This window comes from Halomonas sp. DQ26W (genome assembly GCF_003339685.1).
GTDB lineage: Bacteria > Pseudomonadota > Gammaproteobacteria > Pseudomonadales > Halomonadaceae > Halomonas.
In genome coordinates, this window is record NZ_QPKI01000036.1 from 1 (window position 1) to 18,849 (window position 18,849).

The following is an 18,849-nucleotide window of genomic DNA, read 5'->3' on the forward strand; positions in this document are numbered from 1 at the left end:
GCAGGCCGAAGCAGACGCTCTCGCCGAGCAGGAAGCCACCGAGCAGGCCGAAGCAGACGCCCTCGCCGAGCAGGAAGCCACCGAGCAGGCCGAAGCAGACGCCCTCGCCGAGCAGGAAGCCGCTGAGCAGGCCGAAGCCGACGCCCTGGCCGAGCAGGAGGCCGCCGAGCAGGCCGAGGCACGCTCCGTCGCTGAGCAAGAGGCCATCGAACAGGCCGAAGCCGATGCACTGGCCGAGCAGGAGGCCAGTGACAAGGCGGATGCGGAGGCCCTGGCCGAGGCCGAAGCAGACGCCCTGGCCTCTGCCGTCGCCCTTGAGACCCAGGAAGCCAGTGAAACATCCGAAACTGTCGTGACTGCGGATACCACGCGTACCAGCGACGAGGAGGCCCAGGCCACGACGGCGTCAGAAGCCGATGATGACGACAACCAGATATGGAAATACCTGGGAGCTGCCGCGGTAGGTGCCGTCGCAGGCGCCTTGATCCCCCAGCTCGGTGGTCGGGTCGTCGAGAATCAAGGCGACCGCATGATCGTTGAGCGCGACGGCGAGCTGCATGTGCGCAAGGACGAGAATCTCCTGCTGCGTCGTCCTGGGGTAACCGAGACCACAGAATCCTTTACCGATGGCATCACTCGCTCCACCGTCACTCGCGAGGATGGCAGCCGGATCGTGACCGTTCGTGATTCCGGTGGCTTCGTCCTCAAGCGCACTCGCTATCTACCCGATGACACCGCTATCGTGCTGATCGACGAAACGCTCAAGGCCGATAGCTGGGTATCTTCCGTCGACCTCGAGGAATCCCTGCCACCCCTGCGCTACGACCTGCCGGAAGAACGCTACGTGGTCGATTACCGGCGCTCAGATGAGAAAATCCTGCGCGAGGCACTGCTAGCACCACCGGTACAGGAGTTCGATCGAGCCTTCACGCTCCGTCAGGTACGCGAAAATTCTCGAGTTCGAGACATGATGCCGCGTATCGATCTCGACGTTATCCAGTTCGCCACTGGCTCGTCGGCCATTCAGCCCTCCGAGGCCGAAGCGCTGAGCCTGATTGGGAACACCATGGCCGACATCATCGAGGAGCATCCGAATGAGATCTTCCTGGTCGAAGGCCATACCGATGCCGTGGGATCGGAATTGATGAACCTCGGGCTGTCTGACCGGCGAGCAGAAGCCGTCGCCCTGGCGCTGACCGAATACTTCGCCATTCCCCCGGAAAACCTGATCGTACAGGGCTATGGCGAGCGCTATCTGAAAGTGGATACGCAAGGACCCAGCCAGGTAAACCGACGTGCTAGCGTCCGGCGGATCACTCCGTTGATTGATGCAGGGTTGGTCAGCCTCTAAGAGACCAGCTCATCGAAAAAGCTAGACTCGGTCGAGTCGAACGATTTCGATGTGGGATAAAGAGTCACCTCTCATGGGAAACGCGACGCCCCTAGATTGGGGCGTCGTAGGTTGACGGTAGGCCGTGTGTCAGTCCGCGTGTCACGCCGTGCCGGCCAATCCCTGGGCGCGATATTCCTCGCGAAGGCTCTTGACCAGACCCACGCACATCACCACCAAGATCAAGGAGAAGGGCAGGCCGGTGGCCACGGCTCCGGCCTGTAGGGCGCCAAGTGCAGCGTCACCGCCGCCATAAAGCAGAATGCCGGCGATAACCCCCTCCAGAGTGGCCCAGAAGACCCGTTGGCCGCGCGGGGCATCGGTCTTGCCACCGGCCGTAATGCTGTCGATCACCAGCGAGCCGGAATCCGAGGAGGTGACGAAGAAGATCAACACCAGAATGATCGCCAAAGTGGAGGTCAGGGTTGTCAGCGGCAGGTGTTCGAGCATCTGGAACATCGCCAGGGAGACGTCGCTGATGCCATCGCCCAGCTGACCCACGCCAGCCGCAGACTGGGCCAGGGCGGTACCGCCGAAGGCGCTCATCCAGACAATGGTGACCAGGGTTGGTACCAGCAGCACGGCGGTCAGAAACTCGCGTACGGTGCGTCCCCGCGAGACCCGGGCGATAAACATGCCGACGAAAGGTGACCAGGAAATCCACCAGGCCCAGTAAAACACCGTCCAGCCGTGGTACCAGATGGTATCGTCTCGGCCGATCCAGTTGGAGAGCGGCACGATATTGCTGGCGTAGGCCAGGGTGGTGCCCCAGAGGCCATTGAGGAACAGCAGGGTAGATCCGGTCAGCACCACGAACAGCAGCAGCAGCAGGGCGAGCACCATGTTGATATTGGAGAATAGCTTCACACCGCCGTTGATGCCTCGCCACACCGAGAACAACGCCACCGCGGTAACGCCGACGATGATAGCGACCTGGGTACCGATGGTGTTGGGCACGTCGAACAGGTAGTTGAGGCCACCAGCGGCCTGGGATGCACCAAAGCCAAGCGAGGTCGCCAGGCCGAAGATGGTCGCCAGTACCGCGGTGATGTCGATCACGTGGCCGGTCCAGCCACGTACCCGATTACCCAGCAACGGAGTAAATGCCGAGCGCAGGCTCAGTGGCAGCCCGCGGTTGTAGGCGAAAAAGGCCAGGGATAGGCCTACCACCCCGTAGATCGCCCAGGGGTGCAGGCCCCAGTGAAACATCGTGGCGCCCATGGCGGCACGAGCCCCTTCCGGGGTGCCGGCGGCGGCGTTCAGCGGCGTGCCGTACCAGTCGGTATAGTAGGCCACCGGCTCTGCCACGCTCCAGAACATCAGGCCGATACCCATGCCGGCGGCGAACAGCATGCTGAACCAGGAGACCAGAGAGTGCTCCGGGCGGGCGTCCTGGCCGCCCAGGCGGATGCGTCCCAAAGGCAGCACTATCAGCGCCAGGCACAACACCACGAAGAGGTTGCCGACGATCATGAACAGCCAGTCGAAGTGCTCGATGGACCAACTCCGGGCAGCCGTCAGTTGGGTGTTCGCGGCGTCGGGGTAGACCAGGGCGTAGAGGATGAACGCGATGATCGCCAAGGCAGAGAGCGGAAAGACAGGATTGTGGAAATCCATACCAAGCACCTGGGTGTTGTCATGGCCCGGGGCAAGGGTGGGATCGTCGTTGTGGTTCATACGAAGTCCTCTATTGTTGTTGTCGAGTCGCCTGAGGCGACGACGGACATACTTGGAACAGGCGTTTTCGTGTTTCAGGTTTTGTCCGACTGACGCTTTGCTGCACGTGTCGTATTCAAAAGCAGGCAAGCGATCGTCATCGGCCCAACGCCGCCGGGCACCGGCGTAATGGCACCAGCGATCGGGGCAACCGATTCAAAATCCACATCACCCGTGAGCTTTCTCTTGCCATCAACATCGATGGCATTGATACCGACATCAATTACCGTTGCACCAGGCCTTATCCAGTCAGCATTGATAAGTTTTGCCCGGCCAACCGCCGCCACTACAATATCGGCATTGCGGCACAGTGATTCGATGTTCTTCGTTCGTGAATGCACAATAGTGACTGTGCAGTTTTCCTGTAACAGCAGTGCTGCCATCGGTTTGCCGACAATATTAGAGCGCCCCACTATCACAGCATTTTTACCGCTCATGTCCGGATGAACCTGATGCAGCATGATCATGCAACCCTGCGGCGTACAAGGCACTAGCGACGGTCGCCCAGAAGCAAGTGCACCAACATTTAGTGGGTGAAAACCATCCACATCCTTGAGCGGATGGATGGCAGCTATCACCTCCTCCTCATTGAGATGCGACGGTAGTGGTAGCTGCACAAGAATTCCGTGCACCTGCGGGTCATTGTTTAGATCATCGATTAGCTTATTCAGAACGTCCTGGGTGCACTCGGCATCAAGGTGATGGGAAATAGAACATACCCCTGCTTCTTCTGCGCGATTCACCTTGTTTCTAACATATACCTGGCTGGCGGGATCCTCGCCTACTAGCACGACAGCCAGCGTCGGCACTATGTCGTGCTCGGCTCTGAGCATCTTGACCTCGGAGGCAACTTCTTGCAGTACCTGAGCCGAGAGTTTTTTTCCGTCTATTAAATGAGCCATGATACCCGCTGCTCCTATTTAAAAATAACAGTTTTGTTACCGTAGAGAAATACACGGTTCTCGGTATGCAATTTCACCGCACGTGCCAGCGCCATCGTTTCGGTATCCCGGCCTATGGCAACCAGCTCTTCCGGGTAGTAAGCATGGTTAACGGGTTGCACAGATTGTTCGATAATAGGACCTTCATCCAGATCGCCGGTTACATAATGCGCAGTGGCGCCGATCAGCTTAACGCCACGCTCAAACGCCTGATGATAAGGCTTGCCACCTTTGAATCCAGGCAGGAATGAGTGATGAATATTGATGGCTCGGCCGCGCAGTTGCTCGCAGAGATTATCGGACAATACTTGCATATACCGCGCCAGAACCACCAGTTCGGTCCCGGTTTGGTCGATGATATTAAGCAGGTCAGATTCTTTTTCAGTTTTAGTTTCTTTTGTCACCGGGAGATAATCAAAGCGAATTTCTTCGCGCTCAGCTATTGGTTGAAGGTCATAGTGGTTAGATACTATTGCAGTAATTTCGATGTTCAGCTCGCCCTTGCGATAACGGTAAAGAAGATCAACCAGGCAATGGTCGAATCGAGATACCATAATCAAAACCTTGGTCGGGCGGTTAGCCTCATGCATCGTCCACTCCAGGTCAAATTTATCAGCGACATCAACAAACCCGGTGCGTATTTCTTCAAAAGACAAGCTTGATTCAGAGAAAGTGTTGAACACAGTGCGCATGAAAAACTGGCCACTTACTTTGTCATCGAATTGAGATAATTCGTAAATATAGCCGCCGCGTTCAGAAAGATAAGATGTAATTCCAGCAACGATGTTGGGGCCAGTTTTACAGCTGACGGTAAGGATGAATTGATTTGTGTTATCCGGTTGTTCATTCATGATAGGGAGCCTATGTATGTTGGAGTTTTGTTTGTCAAGCACTATTCCATAACCTGAGCTTTAAGTTATGGATCCGAAGGTCTTAAAATTCGGAATATTTTTAACATTAAGTCGTCAGTAAAATTTATTGCACGGCTTATTTAATGCCGGATAAGAAATTTTTATCGACGTTAAAGCTCGCTTGTATATTTTTTATTTTCTTGTTTCAGCCCCGACGTCTTGCGTACTACGCGTAACCAGGATGAAGTTCCCTTCTCACGGTTATCAACCGGCAGTTGCACTACCTGAATTCGTTCACCTCCTTTCATTTGTTGACTTCCAGCCCAAGCCTCAACCCAGACACAGCGCATTTCGGGCTCGACTTCACAATTCCCGTTCTGAAGCACACCACCACACGGTCCGTTGCGTAAAGTTTTCGGGCAGTTCATGGGGCAAGACATTCCAGTAGAACTGAGGATACACTGCCCACACATCTTGCAGTCAAAGATTGCTCCCTTGCAGAGCTTTTCCAACATGGCCATTGGCTTTTCGGCGCGCTGGTAACCTATCGACTTCCACAGTGGATGTAACTTGACAATTATAGGTTCAAATTTTTGGTATATAACCTCAAAAAATCTCGCGTGCCGCGCGGCCCAAAGACGAATAGAATACACAATTCTCTCCTGCCACGGCAGCGCCACCGTGGAGCCAATAGTTTATTCCTGAAACCGTAAAGTGCTATTCGAAATACTTAAAATCAATAAGCTGGTTTTTTGATCTGCCCGAGGCGACCCTTTTCAAGCATTTTATTGATAGTAATGCTCCTTATGAGCTGTATTCGGTCACAGGTAATTTTTAATAATCGTAAGACTTAGGTTGCTGCGGTCTTGTATGGATATTGTAGAGCGCAGCTCTCAAGTCACTAATGGCTTGCACATCAAGTTGATGTAGCAATTTTCTTTTTAGGGTCGTAAAAAGGCTTCTCTACTACAATGGCTTGCGCTGAACCGGATGTGGTATGTACCTCAAGTTCCGTACCAATATTGGCATATTCAATTTCAACCATAGCCAGAGCAATGTTCTTTTCCAGGCGTGGAGAATACACGGCAGACGTAACCTTACCGACTGTTTTACCATTCTTGATAAGTGACCAGAATGTTGTGTTTGGCCTTTTGAGCGGTTCCATGTCAATACGCAGCCCGACTTGCTTGCGCTTCACGCCATTTTCACGGATGCGCTGCAACGCGGTCTTACCGATAAATTCGACATCCATATCCGGGTTTACCAGGCGTTCCATCCCGAGTTCGTAAGGGTTTGTGTTGATATCTGCATCAGCGTGATAGGAAAGCATTCCCCCTTCGATACGACGAATCGTCGATGTGTGACCTGGCTTTAGGCCAAATTGTTGGCCCGCAGACATGATCTTTTCCCAAAGTTCGTCGCCACGGTCGCTGTCCTGCAAGTAAAGCTCATATCCCAGTTCGCTCGACCAGCCAGTGCGTGAAACGATCAGCGGTATACCATCCAGGTCCACCTCGCGCAGCCAGTAATAGCGAAGGTCCATGATGCTATCGCCAAACAGCGTCCGCATGATCTCGCCCGACTTGGGCCCCTGCAGTTGTAGTGGTGAAACATCGGGCTCACGGATCGTCACGTCCAGCCTGGAATTCACTTGGACGCCTTGGGCCCACAAAAGAATGTCGCTGTCAGCCAGTGAAATCCAGAAGTGATTTTCTGCCAGACGTAGCAAGATCGGATCGTTTAGAATGCCTCCATCTGCATTTGTAACTAGTATATATTTACACTGTCCAGGAGCCATCTCCGATAGGTCGCGGGGGGTTAGGCTCTGCACGAATTCCGCCGCATCCGGACCTGTAATCTCGACTTGACGTTCGGCAGCAACATCGCAAAGGATTGCGTCATTAACGAGGTTCCAGAAATTCTGTTCAGGATTTCCAAAATCACGCGGAATATACATGTGGTTGTATACCGAAAACCCAGCTGCACCCCAACGGACTGTTGCGTCAAAGTAGGGAGACTTTCGGATCTGTGTACCAAATCCAAAATCATCTTGTTTTTCCATGCTAATCCCCTTTCTTGATGTAGATTTCAATAAACTGCACGAACTCATTGATCCGGCATTGCTTACTATAGACGCACATTGCCTTGCAAAGCGGCCTAAAATTACCGAAAAATAAGAATGAACAGGCCAATTGTTTACCTTGCTCAGACCGTTTGGTCCGTCTCCTGCGCACCAGGCCTCTTCGTCGCCGGGTGTGGGTTAGCCCACTGAGTTGAGTCACAAGATAACCTCTTCATGGTCAGAGGGCGTGGCATGGACGACATACAATTCTGGCTCCCAGCTTGGTCCTGTAAGCACGCCGGGTTCTCGAGGCCAGCACCTCGATACCTCTTGTGTCCGCCCACCGCCTGGTCCTCTATGTCGCGGCCAAGTGTGGCCGACGCTAGCGCTTTCCGGAGTGCGCCATGGCCTGTCCGGCACATGACTTTGCCGACAAGACCTCGATTTCTCCCGGTCTTGTTGATTAGCTACCACCAGACTGAGGTGGTCTCCTTCCGGTTCAGCTTCATGGCTCAGGCATCAGGTTAGCAAGATTGAGTTGGGTCGATTTTATCTCTCTGGTTGCGATATAAGTCATGTAGCGGTCAATCCCCAACTCCGCTGAAAGAAGTTCTTCCATCACATTTTGAAACGCGGGAAGGCTGGGCGTCACCACTTTCAAGACGTAATCCATTCCACCACCCGTCGCTATGCATTCGACGATCTCATCCATTTTATCGATATGAGTCTCAAAGTGGTCGAAATCCGTTTTGCGATGCCCCTTGAGTGAAACTGTAACAACCACCTTCGTGACATCCGCGATTTTAGTGACCGCAATATCCGCATGATATCCACGTATCAAGCCAGCTTCTTTTAATCGGTTGAAACGAACCCAACATGGCGTTGGAGAAAGATTGACTAGCTCTGACAGCTTGGTTTTGCTGATCTGCCCGTGCTGTTGCACTGCGCAGAGAATGCGTATGTCCGCAGCATCAATGGCAATTTTTTTCATTTATTTTTAGCCTTTATTGTGATCCCCGAAGGAGGGGCTGGTTCCGCAGCGAAAGGCCGCCGAATCATAGGTGGCTCGCACGATCTTGCGACTGGAATGCACGCCGGTGGCATAGCCGTAGACCAGCAGCCTCAGCAGCACGGAAGAGTGATGCGCCTTGTGTCCCCGGCCGGCGTATCGCTGTGTCAGCGTGGAGGGGTCCCGCTGCTGGACGACGTCCACGACGAAACGCGCAACATGGTCATAGGGTAGCCACTCGTTCATGGAAGGCGATAGGAGATAGTCGGTCTGGCGATCAACGGGGATGAAGCGGCTCATGGCGACGTTCCGGTGATGGCGGCATGATGTGAGTATCGCACGACCATATCAAAAACTCGACAGGCTTCCAGATATGGTGCCTGGAGATCAATTCAATGGTGATGTTTAGCTGGCCTATTATGACAAGTGCAATAAGCTAAAATTGATCAGTTAGGTATCTGTCGGTAGGTTACGAAGCTCTCATGCATATGGAAATCTATACTTGTAATTAACAAATACAACAGACGTTGCCAGCAGTTGACTCAAAGTGAAAAATAACATATTGAGGTGCTGCGTAAATTAGGCTTCTCGTTGCGAATTGACACAGACTCCTGAAAATATCATGCTAATCCCGTTGTTCACTGTTTACTACTTCCCTTAATGAAACGCTGGACCACGAAGCGTTATAGAGTCTCCTGTGCCAATGGCAGTGTGCAGCCCGGGGCGAGATGTGTGTCATTGGTGTGCTCACATGGCACATGTCTAAGCCAATCTGTCGATTTTTGAATGGGTTATGTTCTCAGATGCGAATTTTCCACCCTTTCCCCGTGCGTCCATTAAAACGTCTCGTAACAGCTCTTCGGCACTGGGGTGGTAAACCGGCATTGACAGTACCTGCTCTGCCGTCATGCCGTGTGTGATGGCTAGGGCAAGCAGATGGGCCAGGTGTTCGGCCTGGTAGCCAAGCAACTCGGCTCCTAGAATGACGCCGGTTCGCGCGTCCAGGTAGACTTGAATACGCCCTTGGTCCTTGTTCCAGACCACATGGCGGGGACTGGTAAACGGCAGGTCGCCAATGACAATCTCCCGACCTTCAAGTTGCCGGAAACTCTGGCCGATGATGGCGATTTGAGGATCGGTGAAGATCACCATCAATGGCGGTCTACGCTCTGCAGGCACCGGCTCCGGGTAGCTCAACGCATTATCGGCGGCGATACGCCCCTCATCGAAGGCTTCGTGCCACACCGGCAGGTGGTCGGTCGCATCCCCGGCAATAAAAATGGGATAGTCAGAACAGCGCATCGTCTGCGGATCGACTGTCGCCGAGTCAACTTCAGTGAAATCCACGCCAGCATGCTCCATACCCAATCGGTCTACGTTGGAGAGTCTTCCTGCGGCGACCAGTATCCTGTCGAACACTCGACTGAACCGTTGGCCATTCGATTTCTCATACTCGATCCAGGCGCCTTCAGTGTCCTCCCAGGCGCTCACGACCTGGCCACTGGGGTAGATATCCAGTTCGGTGCCGAGGGTATCGAGCGCCTCCCGTTGCATGGCCGGGTGGGTGAGGGCGTTGATCTTTCCTGAGCGGCCATAGATTGTCGTTTCGACTCCTAGTCGATGGAGTGCCTGCCCGAGTTCCAGCGCAATAACTCCCATACCGATCACGGCTATCGAGCGGGGCAGGTCCTCCAGCTCAAAGAACGTGTCGCTGGTGAGAACTCGGGCCATCACTGGCTCGAACACCTCGCTGACCGCAGGCCTGGAGCCGCAGGCGAGGATGAATTTTTTCGCATTGACCTCGACCGATTCGCCCACCCTGAGCTGGCCCGGTGCGATGAACCGTGCGCGCCCCTCAAGCTTATGGTGGGCCGGAATCTTGTTGACGTAACGAAGGTTGTTGGCGACAAACCGTTGATCTCGCTCTCGGCGCAACCGCTCGAGGACTTTGCGTCCATCCACGCGTCCCGAGGCGGGCACCCCGAAAAACTCGCTGGTGTACAAGTGGTGCGCGTAATCGGCAGCGGTGATCAGCAGCTTGCTGGGCATGCAGCCGACCCGTGCGCAAGTGGTGCCGTAGGGACCGTCCTGGATCATCACCAGGCTGTCTGTCTTGCGGCTGATCTTCGAGTAGGCGCCCAGGCCCGAGGTGCCGGCGCCGATGATCGCGTATTCAACATTTATGGTCTTCATAGATAATTCGCTCACGGGGCGCCTCGCCAGTATATAGGTTGTTTTTAAACAAAAAAAATGTCTAGCACGGCGAAATTTAAGGAACTTCACACTTTGGCGTGAAATGGCAAGGGAAGTCATGGCTGCGCTGTAGGAGTATCTTCAGATCACGACTGGAGGCCGAAGGACTCCCGGCGGCGTTACCGATGGTCGCGGTTATTGCCAGTGCGGTAGCCTCCGCCGGGCGCCTATCGGCGCCAGTCGCGATGGGAACCAGCACTCCAACAAGGAGCGCCTGCGTCGCTGTCGTCGAGCCCCCTTCCGCAATGCAGCCTATGCAGAGCAGGTTCACGCCAAAATGCGATGAACCAAATTTGAAGCCTTATTTTTCGAAGCCCAATGGCTTAAATGCCGGAGTAAGAAATACAGGATGACCATCACGTTTTAAAGGGTAAAGCGATAGATTCTAACTGTTGGCCTTACTTTTCGTAACCCATGTGTTGCTGGTTGACAGGTTGAAACAGCTACTGGCATGAAGGTGATGATGCCAGGGCGCAGTCAAGGGAGGTTGCAAAATTTTACTTTAGCCAGGCTAATCTACCTGCTTAGCAATCGTCGCTTTTCGGCTGCCTCCGGGATCACTTAAGGTAGGATGAGAAAATGCGTAGGCACGAGGCTTATCTATGTCAGTTCATCAGTCCGCCATCGGTTGGCAGCGCAATCCCCACCAAACCGATACAAGCACCTAATCTCGCAATCTTCGGAAGACATTTTTATCAGAGAGGACAAAAGTCGCGCTGTCTATCTCACATTGAATCGACCGGATAAATTCAACACGATGTTTGGTGGCTCGGAGCGCAACGATCTGTGCAAAGACACATTAATCAGCTTCCGCCAAGAGAATTTCAGCCACCTCAGTGTTACCAAGAAGATCCCCGCTTTTGAAGCCGGATAATAAGTGGTAAAAATCTCTTTATTTCATGATCTAACAGTAAATAAAGTGCCTCCACGATCATTGGAGCATAGAGTCGGCGTGATACCTACAAAGCTCTGAGTAGGGCGGGACAGACTTAATGGAGAAACTGCTGCTAGTTTTCCACGAACAATTTTTCGATAAATCAACAGTCATGCGGAGGAAACACAATGATTCAGGCCGCTTCATCCATCTTCGAGCAGAACCTGGACCCGGCCCCCGCCAACTACACGCCGATCTCACCGCTTACCTCCATTGAGCGCACGGCCAGTATCTACCCGGAGCGCACCGCCGTCATCCGCGGCGCTGTCCGGGGCAACAGTGTGGAGACTTACGAGCGCTGCCGCCGTCTGGCCAGCGCCCTGCTGAAGCGCGGCATCGGCAAGATCCAGAAGTTTCGCTTACCTGACCAGGCGAAGGAGCTCTAACCGGTCACCACAGCCCGGTGCTTTCTGACGCTGCATTGCCTGGCGCAGCCCGGCGGCGCCTGGTGGGCCGCGTGAGTTCGAGTATTCGACCAAAAAAACCCCGGAGGAGTACCCATGCAAATCTACAAACGCGAGCACGGCGAAGAGCAGCCATACTGGCCTGCGGGCCCGTTCAAGATCCGCCTGCCGTTCATCCACTACCGATGGGAAATGGCGGAGATGGTTCAGGCTCTGATCATGTTCGTGGTCAGCCTCGCCATGATTCCGCTCCTGGAGCAGTACCTGGGGTTGCCATACGACGTGGCCCTGGCCTACGTGGTGGTCTGCGGCATCGGCTTCATGCTACCGGCCATGATGGGCGTGCCGTTCGTCCCCGGGTGGATCACACCGGCCATCCCGATGGTGGTGCTGTTCCTGGGGGACTTCGAACCGGGGGTCGAGGCCATTCAGGCACTGTTCGCCTTGCAGTTCCTGGTGTTTCTGATCTTCCTGATCCTCGGCATCACGCGCCTGGGCAGCAACCTGGTGAACATCATCCCCCGCTCCATGAAGGGGGGCATCATCATCGGCGCCGGCGTCGCCGCGATCATCGGCGAGATCGGGGAAGGCGGCCGCCTGGCCGAGACACCGATTTCACTGATTATCGGCGGCCTGGTCTGCGCCTATCTGATGTTCAGCCTCTCTTTTAAGCACCTGGTGGACAAATCCGACCTCGCCCGCAAGGTCGCCAACTACGGCATGGTGCCGGGCATGGTGATCGCGATCCTCGTCGGTTTCCTGGTGACGGAGTACCCGTTCCCGGACGTGGAGTTCGGCATCACCCAGCCGGCGTTCGCAGAAATGTGGAGCTACCTTCCCTTCATGGTCGGCTTCCCTGGCCTGGATATCTTCATGCTGGCCATTCCGACAGCGCTGATCGCCTACATTATCGCCTTTGGCGACATCATCGTCGGCAAGACGCTGCTGGACCGCGTCGACCATCTGCGCCAGGACGAGAAGATCGATACCAACATCGACCGTGTGCACCTGGTGACCGCCATTCGCAACGCCCTGCACGCGTTCTTCGCTCCCTACCCGGGATTGGCCGGACCGATCTGGACGGCGGTGGCCGCGACCATGGCCGAGCGCTACAAGTACGGCCGCAACGCCATGGAGTCTATCCACAGTGGTTCTGGCACCTTTTGGATCACAGGCTTCATCGCCCTGTTCATCCTGCCGCTGGTGTCGTTCTTCCAGCCGGTGCTGCCTATCGCCCTGTCGCTGACACTGCTGCTCACTGGCTATATTTGCATCATGGTGGGCCTGGAGCAGCTCGAGACCCAGGTGGAGCGTGGTGTCGGCGGCGTCATGGCCGTGGTGCTGGCCGTTTATGGTGCCGGTTGGGGGCTTGCCACGGGGGCACTGCTGTACATCATCGTGGAGAAGACCAACCTCTTCGGTCGGGAGCCGCGTGACGATTACGGCCGTCGTCCGGCACAGAAGGTCGAAGGCGAAGACTAATTACCAATCGGGGCACCGCCTTTGCGGCGCCCCGCATCCGGAGGAGATCAATCATGAGTCAGCAAGGTTTCTACAAGACCATCCTGGTGCCGGTGGATGGCTCCGAAACGTCCCAGCGGGCCGTGGACGCGGCGCGCGAACTGACCGGCGCCGGCGGAGCCGAGGTGATCCTCCTTTCTGTGGCGGTGGACCGGGACGTTATGCCCTCGGAACTCATGGCTACGGGCCACATCAGCAGCAAGAACATCCAGGATGAACGCCGGCAGCAGGCCGCAGGAATCGCGCAACAAGCCGCCAGGACCCTGCAGGATGCGGGCATCACGGCGAAGGACGAGGTCGCCACCGGCGACCCGGCCCATTGCATTATCGAGCGCGCTCGGGAACTGAACGCCCCGCTGGTCATAATCGGCCGCCGCGGGCTGACCGGCTTCCGTGAGCTTCTCATGGGCAGTGTCAGCAACAAGGTGGTGCACTACGCCGACTGCCCGGTGCTCGTCATCAACTGAATTCCCGGAGGCCGAACCATGACCGACTACACTGCACCCACGCGCGATATGCGCTTCGGTACAGTAATGCTTCAAGAATGTCGGCAATGACCGGGCTGGATGGAACTGGATGGGATTGCGAACATGGCCGAGGCATTAGCTTGAAGTCAGAAAGATTTTGTCTTGGCAGTGGGGTCCATTTTTCGGTGGCTCAAGTCTCGTCATGCTGAATACAAAGTACTCGCCACTCCTGACGCTGGGGGGGGGTGGGAGATAAAGCGATCATTTCTAAGCGTTTGGCTTAGTGTGCGTAACCCAGGGGATGCTCGGCTGGTGCGGCACTATTGATATCGTTTGGACATGTCATGCCGCTGATAAAGCGGGCAGCAGGGCTTCACATTAGCCAGGCTAACTCAACTGCTTAGCAATCGTCGTTTTACAGCGATTTCCCAGGTCGCTTACGGTGAGGTCATTCGCAAGCAGGAGACTTATCCATGTCAGTTCATCAGTCCGCCATCAGTTGGCAGCGAAACTCCCACGAAACCGATGCAAACACCTATTCGCGCAACCATTGCGTTACGCTAAATGGTGGCCAGCAGGTCAACGCTTCCGCATCGGTCGAATTCAAGGGCGATTCAAGCTGTGCCGACCCGGAACAAATGCTGGTCAGCGCGGTGTCTAGCTGTCATATGCTGTTTTTCCTGGCGATTGCCGAATTCCAGGGTTATCAGGTCGAATCCTATGAGGACGACCCAGTCGGCCATCTGGAGAGCGGTGATAAAAAAGGGATGGAGATGACGCGTATTGAGCTATCGCCGCGCATCACCTTCGGCGGCGACAAGATGCCGGACCAGAAGGCGATATCCAGGATCCACGCCAACGCCCATAAAAACTGTTTCATCCGCAATTCGGTCACCGCCGAGGTGACGATCAATCATCTTTAATCAGCCATCTCTGGCGGGAGTCATGTATGAGTCACAGTCAAGCGTCGGAAGACATTCTTCTCCGAGATGACAGAGGCGGGGCCGTCTACCTCACACTGAATCGGCCGGACAAGTTCAACACTCTTTCCGAGACAATGCTGACCGCGCTGCAGCGGGAGTTGGATGCGATCGCCACCGACCCTGCTGTCCGCTGTGTGGTGATCGGTGCCAAGGGGCGGGGATTTTGCGCCGGTCACGACCTGCTGGAAATGCGTGCCAATCCCGACCACGCTTATTACCAGGCGCTATTTCGTCGCTGCAGCCGGCTAATGCAAAGCGTCGTCGCGCTGCCCGTGCCGGTAATCGCCCAAGTCCAGGGCATGGCCACGGCGGCGGGGTGCCAGTTGGTGGCCAGCTGTGACCTGGCCATCGCCGCCCAATCGGCCAGCTTCGCGGTATCGGGCATCAACGTGGGCTTGTTCTGCTCGACTCCTGCTGTGGCGCTGTCACGCAACATCTCCCCCAAGCGGGCGTTCGACATGCTGGTATCAGGCCACTTCATCGATGCGGATACTGCCTTGGAGTGGGGACTGTTGAGTGGCGTCACCGATGATGCCGATCTGGAGGCTGCCGTGGCCGATAAGGTGGCACAGATATTGAGCAAGAGCCCTGCGGCGGTGCGCTTTGGAAAGTCCATGTTCCATCCCCAGCGCCAGATGGCCTTGGCCGACGCCTACGACTTTGCCGGCGATGTGATGGCCGAAAACATGTTGAGCCCTGACGCAGGCGAGGGGATCGATGCCTTTCTCGCCAAGCGTGAACCCGTCTGGAAGCAGCCAGGCTGTTAGCGGCACTGCGTGTGTCAGAGAATCGAAGTGCCGGTTGAAGGGCTGGGGGTTTTGAACCCTTCATAACAACAACAGAGGTAAGACCATGAGTGATATTTGCCATTTCAATGACACGCTCGAGAAAAACGCGGCTAATTATGTACCGCTCTCCCCCTTAAGTTTTATCAAACGGGCTGCCGCTGTTTATCCTGACAGGACGGCGCTGATCTACAACAACACGCATTATAGCTGGCAACAGACCTATTCCCGCTGTTGTCGCTTGGCATCGATGTTGAAGCAGTTTGGCATCACTCGGGGCGATACGGTGGCCGTTATGTTGCCGAATGTCCCTGCCATGTACGAAGTCAACTTCGGTGTGCCCATGCTGGGAGCGGTATTGAATGCGATCAATACCCGCCTTGATACAGAAGCAGTCGCCTTTATTCTCGAACATAGCCGTTCACGCCTGCTGTTGGTTGACCCCGAGTATGTGGATGTGGTCGAAAAGGCGCTGGCACGGCTGAAAGGACCGGCGCCCATAGTGATCAACGTGTCTGACCCGAGTCAGGGTGAAGAGCGCTTGATCGGCGACCTGGAGTACGAAGCGTTACTGGCCGAGCAACCGGCGATGGACGACTGGCAGCTACCGCCCGACGAGTGGGATGCGATTGCGCTGGGCTATACATCCGGCACCACCGGCAACCCCAAGGGCGTCGTCACCCACCATCGCGGTGCTTATCTGAATGCTGTCAGCAACGTCCTGTCCTGGACGCTGCCTCAGGGGGTGGTCTACCTATGGACCCTTCCGATGTTTCATTGCAACGGCTGGTGCTTCCCGTGGACGCTGGCAGCGATCGGCGGGACCAACGTCTGCTTGCGCCGGGTCGACCCGAAGGTGATCCTGGACCTGATAAAGCAGCATAAGGTCAGCCACTACTGCGGTGCGCCCATCGTCCACTCAATGATTGCTGATGCTGCAGAGTCTGCGCAGGAACCAATACATCACAAGGTGTCGGGGCTGATCGCTGGCGCGGCACCGCCTGCGTCTGTACTGGAACGGATGGATAAGATCGGCTTCGAGCTCACCCACGTTTACGGGCTGACCGAGACCTACGGCCCCGCCACGGTTTGCGCCAAACAGGATGGGTGGGATCAACGCCCTCCGGAGGAGCGTGTCCGGCTCAATGGGCGCCAGGGCGTAACCTATCCACTCCAAGAAGGTATCACGGTTCTCGACCCGGTCACGCTCAAGCCCGTACCAGCCGACGGCGAAACGATTGGCGAGATCATGTTTCGAGGCAATATTGTCATGAAGGGCTATCTGCGTAACGAGACCGCCACCAACGAAGCCTTTGCAGGTGGCTGGTTTCATTCCGGTGACTTGGGAGTGATAGAACCAGACGGCTATATCAAGATTCGCGACCGGCTGAAGGACGTGATCATCTCGGGAGGGGAAAACATCTCCTCAATGGAGGTCGAGGAGATTATTTTGCGGCACAAGGACGTCCAGCATGTGGCGGTCGTGGCAATGGCGGATGAAAAGTGGGGCGAAGTCCCCGTCGCTTTTGTCCAGTTGCGCCCCGGCAGCGAGCTGAAAGAAGACGAGTTGATCCACTTCTGCAGAGAGAACATCAGCCGCTTCAAAGCTCCCAAAAAGATCATCTTCACCGAACTGCCAACCACTTCCACGGGGAAAATCCAGAAGTTCATGCTTCGCAAGCAGCTTGAAACCGAGCCGCCGACTTGATTTGTTCAACAACGAGGCGTCGAGAAGCAGGCAATTGCCCCTACCCAGAGCCGATGCGAACATGCAAGGTAGGCAACGTCACTCGAAAACAATGAGCCCGCCATGACCGTCGAGACCATCACTCCCAAGCGCCGCTTTCGCAGCAACCCACGTGGCCGCGAACTCGACACCGCTGAGCTTGCAGCATTGCGCCAGCTCGTTGGCGACGAACGTGATCAGCCGTCGCTACGCCGACGCGACCTGCTGATCGAGCATCTGCATGCCATCCAGGACGCCCACGGCTACTTGTCGATGGCGTCGCTGCGGGCGCTGGCCACCTACATGAACCTACCCATGGCGGCAATCTACGAGACAGCGACCTTCTACGCCCACTTCGACGTGGTCCACGATGACCAGGCGCCACCGCCGGAAGTGACGGTAAGGGTCTGCGATTCGCTCTCCTGCCAGTTGGCCGGTGCGGCGACGCTCAAGTCAGAACTTGAGGCCGGTGCCGACCCGGAAGCCGTGCGTGTGTTGCGGGCCCCCTGCATGGGCCGCTGTGAGACCGCGCCGGTAGTCGAGGTAGGGCATCATCATCTGCTGTTCGCCACCGCCGAAGGCGTGGAGGCGGTGGTGGATACCGGCCACTTCCATCCCGAGACGATTGTCTGGCAGCGCCTGGCCGACTACCGCTCCGAGGGTGGCTTCGGGCTGTTTACCGATTGCCGCGAGGGTCGCGTCACCGTCGAGGCGCTGATGGATACGCTCGAACGCTCCAATCTGCGCGGCCTGGGCGGTGCCGGCTTCCCCACCTTCAAGAAGTGGTACTTCGTGCGCCAAGAGCCGGGACCGCGCTATTGCGCGATCAACGCCGATGAGGGCGAGCCCGGCACCTTCAAGGATCGCTACTACATGGAGCGCTCGCCGCACCGCTTCCTAGAAGGCGCCCTGGTCAGCGCCTGGGCGGTGGAGGCCTGCGCGCTCTATATCTATCTGCGTGATGAGTACCCCGGGCTGCACCGGGTGCTGCATGAGGCAATCGCCGAGCTCGAGGCCGCCGGCCTGGTGCCGCCGGGCTACATCGTGCTGCGCCGGGGCGCCGGGGCCTACATCTGCGGCGAGGAGTCGGCGATGATCGAGTCGCTGGAGGGCAAACCGGGCAAGCCGCGCCATCGCCCGCCCTTCGTGGCCCAGAAGGGCCTCTTCAACCGGCCGACCCTGGTCAACAATGTCGAGACCGTCTACTGGATCCCGCTGATCTGCGAGAAGGGCGCCGACTGGTTCGCTGGCCACGGCCGCCACGGTCGTCAGGGGCTGCGGAGTTTCTCGCTCTCGGGCCGGGTCAGGCGCCCCGGTGTGCACCTGGCGCCTGCCGGTATCACCCTCAATGAACTGATCGAAGAGTACGGCGGAGGCATGGCCGAGGGACACCGGCTTGCCGGCTACCTGCCCGGCGGCGCCTCCGGGGGGATACTTCCGGCGAGCAAGGCCGACATCCCGTTGGACTTCGACACTCTGCAGGAAGTCGGTTGTTTCATCGGTTCGGCAGCCATCATCGTGCTCTCCGACCGGGACGACTTGAAGGCGGTCGCGACCAATCTGCTGGCCTTCTTCGCCGATGAATCCTGCGGTCAGTGTACGCCGTGCCGGGTTGGTACCGAGAAGATGCTCACACTGCTCGAGCGTGACGAGTGGCGGGTCGAGGAACTCGAGCGGCTGTCGCAGGTAATGATGGACGCTTCCATCTGCGGCCTGGGCCAGGCGGCTCCTAATCCCGTGCTGGGACTGCTCAAGGATTTCCGCGGCGAACTTGCCGCCCAGAACGTGATCGTCAAGGGGTAAGGAG

At 56.4% G+C, this 18,849-nt stretch carries 15 protein-coding genes and 1 pseudogene; 8 read left to right on the forward strand and 8 right to left on the reverse strand.

Annotated elements, in window-relative coordinates; genetic code table 11:
* Window positions 1-1,351, forward strand: a 1,351-nt coding sequence (locus DU490_RS15530; RefSeq protein WP_147270475.1) for an OmpA family protein, incomplete at its 5' end; no start/stop codon positions are given.
* A 141-nt stretch (window positions 1,352-1,492) separates the two neighbouring features.
* Here DU490_RS15530 and DU490_RS15535 read toward each other — a convergent pair.
* The 8 genes and pseudogenes from DU490_RS15535 to DU490_RS15570 all read right to left on the reverse strand — a co-directional run bounded on the left by DU490_RS15535 (window position 1,493) and on the right by DU490_RS15570 (window position 10,177).
* A complete protein-coding gene (locus DU490_RS15535; protein WP_114575161.1) occupies window positions 1,493-3,067 on the reverse strand; it encodes a BCCT family transporter in 1,575 nt (524 codons plus the stop codon).
* Between the two features lie 74 nt (window positions 3,068-3,141).
* On the reverse strand, window positions 3,142-4,008 hold the full coding sequence (gene folD / locus DU490_RS15540; protein ID WP_181870067.1) for a bifunctional methylenetetrahydrofolate dehydrogenase/methenyltetrahydrofolate cyclohydrolase FolD: 867 nt from the start codon (window positions 4,006-4,008) through the stop codon (window positions 3,142-3,144).
* A gap of 14 nt (window positions 4,009-4,022) precedes the next feature.
* Window positions 4,023-4,898 carry a formyltetrahydrofolate deformylase gene (gene purU, locus DU490_RS15545; protein WP_114575185.1) on the reverse strand — a complete coding sequence of 292 codons (876 nt, stop codon included), beginning with the start codon at window positions 4,896-4,898 and terminating at the stop codon, window positions 4,023-4,025.
* Window positions 4,899-5,068: 170 nt separating this feature from the next.
* The gene (locus DU490_RS15550) at window positions 5,069-5,578 is read right to left on the reverse strand and encodes a methylenetetrahydrofolate reductase C-terminal domain-containing protein (protein ID WP_309485748.1); all 510 of its coding nucleotides are present in this window, start codon (window positions 5,576-5,578) and stop codon (window positions 5,069-5,071) included.
* 236 nt (window positions 5,579-5,814) lie between these two features.
* Complete coding sequence (locus DU490_RS15555) at window positions 5,815-6,960, reverse strand: glycine cleavage T C-terminal barrel domain-containing protein (RefSeq protein WP_114575164.1); 1,146 nt, start codon at window positions 6,958-6,960, stop codon at window positions 5,815-5,817.
* Window positions 6,961-7,465: 505 nt separating this feature from the next.
* Window positions 7,466-7,951, reverse strand: a complete 486-nt coding sequence (locus DU490_RS15560) for an Lrp/AsnC family transcriptional regulator (protein WP_114575165.1) — start codon at window positions 7,949-7,951, stop codon at window positions 7,466-7,468.
* 15 nt (window positions 7,952-7,966) lie between these two features.
* Window positions 7,967-8,269 (reverse strand): annotated as a pseudogene (locus DU490_RS15565) (transposase); the annotation flags it as partial.
* 462 nt (window positions 8,270-8,731) lie between these two features.
* Window positions 8,732-10,177 (reverse strand): dihydrolipoyl dehydrogenase, encoded by a 1,446-nt coding sequence (locus tag DU490_RS15570; protein ID WP_181870068.1) that lies wholly within the window; start codon window positions 10,175-10,177, stop codon window positions 8,732-8,734.
* Between the two features lie 1,107 nt (window positions 10,178-11,284).
* Here DU490_RS15570 and DU490_RS15575 point away from each other — a divergent pair.
* The 7 genes from DU490_RS15575 to DU490_RS15605 all read left to right on the forward strand — a co-directional run bounded on the left by DU490_RS15575 (window position 11,285) and on the right by DU490_RS15605 (window position 18,845).
* The gene (locus DU490_RS15575) at window positions 11,285-11,542 is read left to right on the forward strand and encodes a hypothetical protein (protein WP_114575167.1); all 258 of its coding nucleotides are present in this window, start codon (window positions 11,285-11,287) and stop codon (window positions 11,540-11,542) included.
* A gap of 114 nt (window positions 11,543-11,656) precedes the next feature.
* Window positions 11,657-13,042, forward strand: coding sequence for a solute carrier family 23 protein (locus DU490_RS15580; protein ID WP_114575168.1), 1,386 nt, complete (start codon window positions 11,657-11,659; stop codon window positions 13,040-13,042).
* Window positions 13,043-13,095: 53 nt separating this feature from the next.
* On the forward strand, window positions 13,096-13,548 hold the full coding sequence (locus DU490_RS15585) for a universal stress protein (RefSeq protein WP_114575169.1): 453 nt from the start codon (window positions 13,096-13,098) through the stop codon (window positions 13,546-13,548).
* Window positions 13,549-14,021: 473 nt separating this feature from the next.
* Window positions 14,022-14,471 carry an OsmC family protein gene (locus DU490_RS15590; protein ID WP_114575170.1) on the forward strand — a complete coding sequence of 150 codons (450 nt, stop codon included), beginning with the start codon at window positions 14,022-14,024 and terminating at the stop codon, window positions 14,469-14,471.
* Window positions 14,472-14,497: 26 nt separating this feature from the next.
* Window positions 14,498-15,298, forward strand: coding sequence for an enoyl-CoA hydratase (locus tag DU490_RS15595; RefSeq protein WP_114575171.1), 801 nt, complete (start codon window positions 14,498-14,500; stop codon window positions 15,296-15,298).
* Between the two features lie 85 nt (window positions 15,299-15,383).
* Entirely contained in the window at window positions 15,384-17,024 is a 1,641-nt protein-coding gene (locus DU490_RS15600) for an acyl-CoA synthetase (RefSeq protein ID WP_114575172.1), read from the forward strand.
* 102 nt (window positions 17,025-17,126) lie between these two features.
* Window positions 17,127-18,845, forward strand: a complete 1,719-nt coding sequence (locus tag DU490_RS15605) for an NADH-ubiquinone oxidoreductase-F iron-sulfur binding region domain-containing protein (protein ID WP_114575173.1) — start codon at window positions 17,127-17,129, stop codon at window positions 18,843-18,845.
* The last annotated feature ends 4 nt before the right edge of the window (window positions 18,846-18,849 follow it).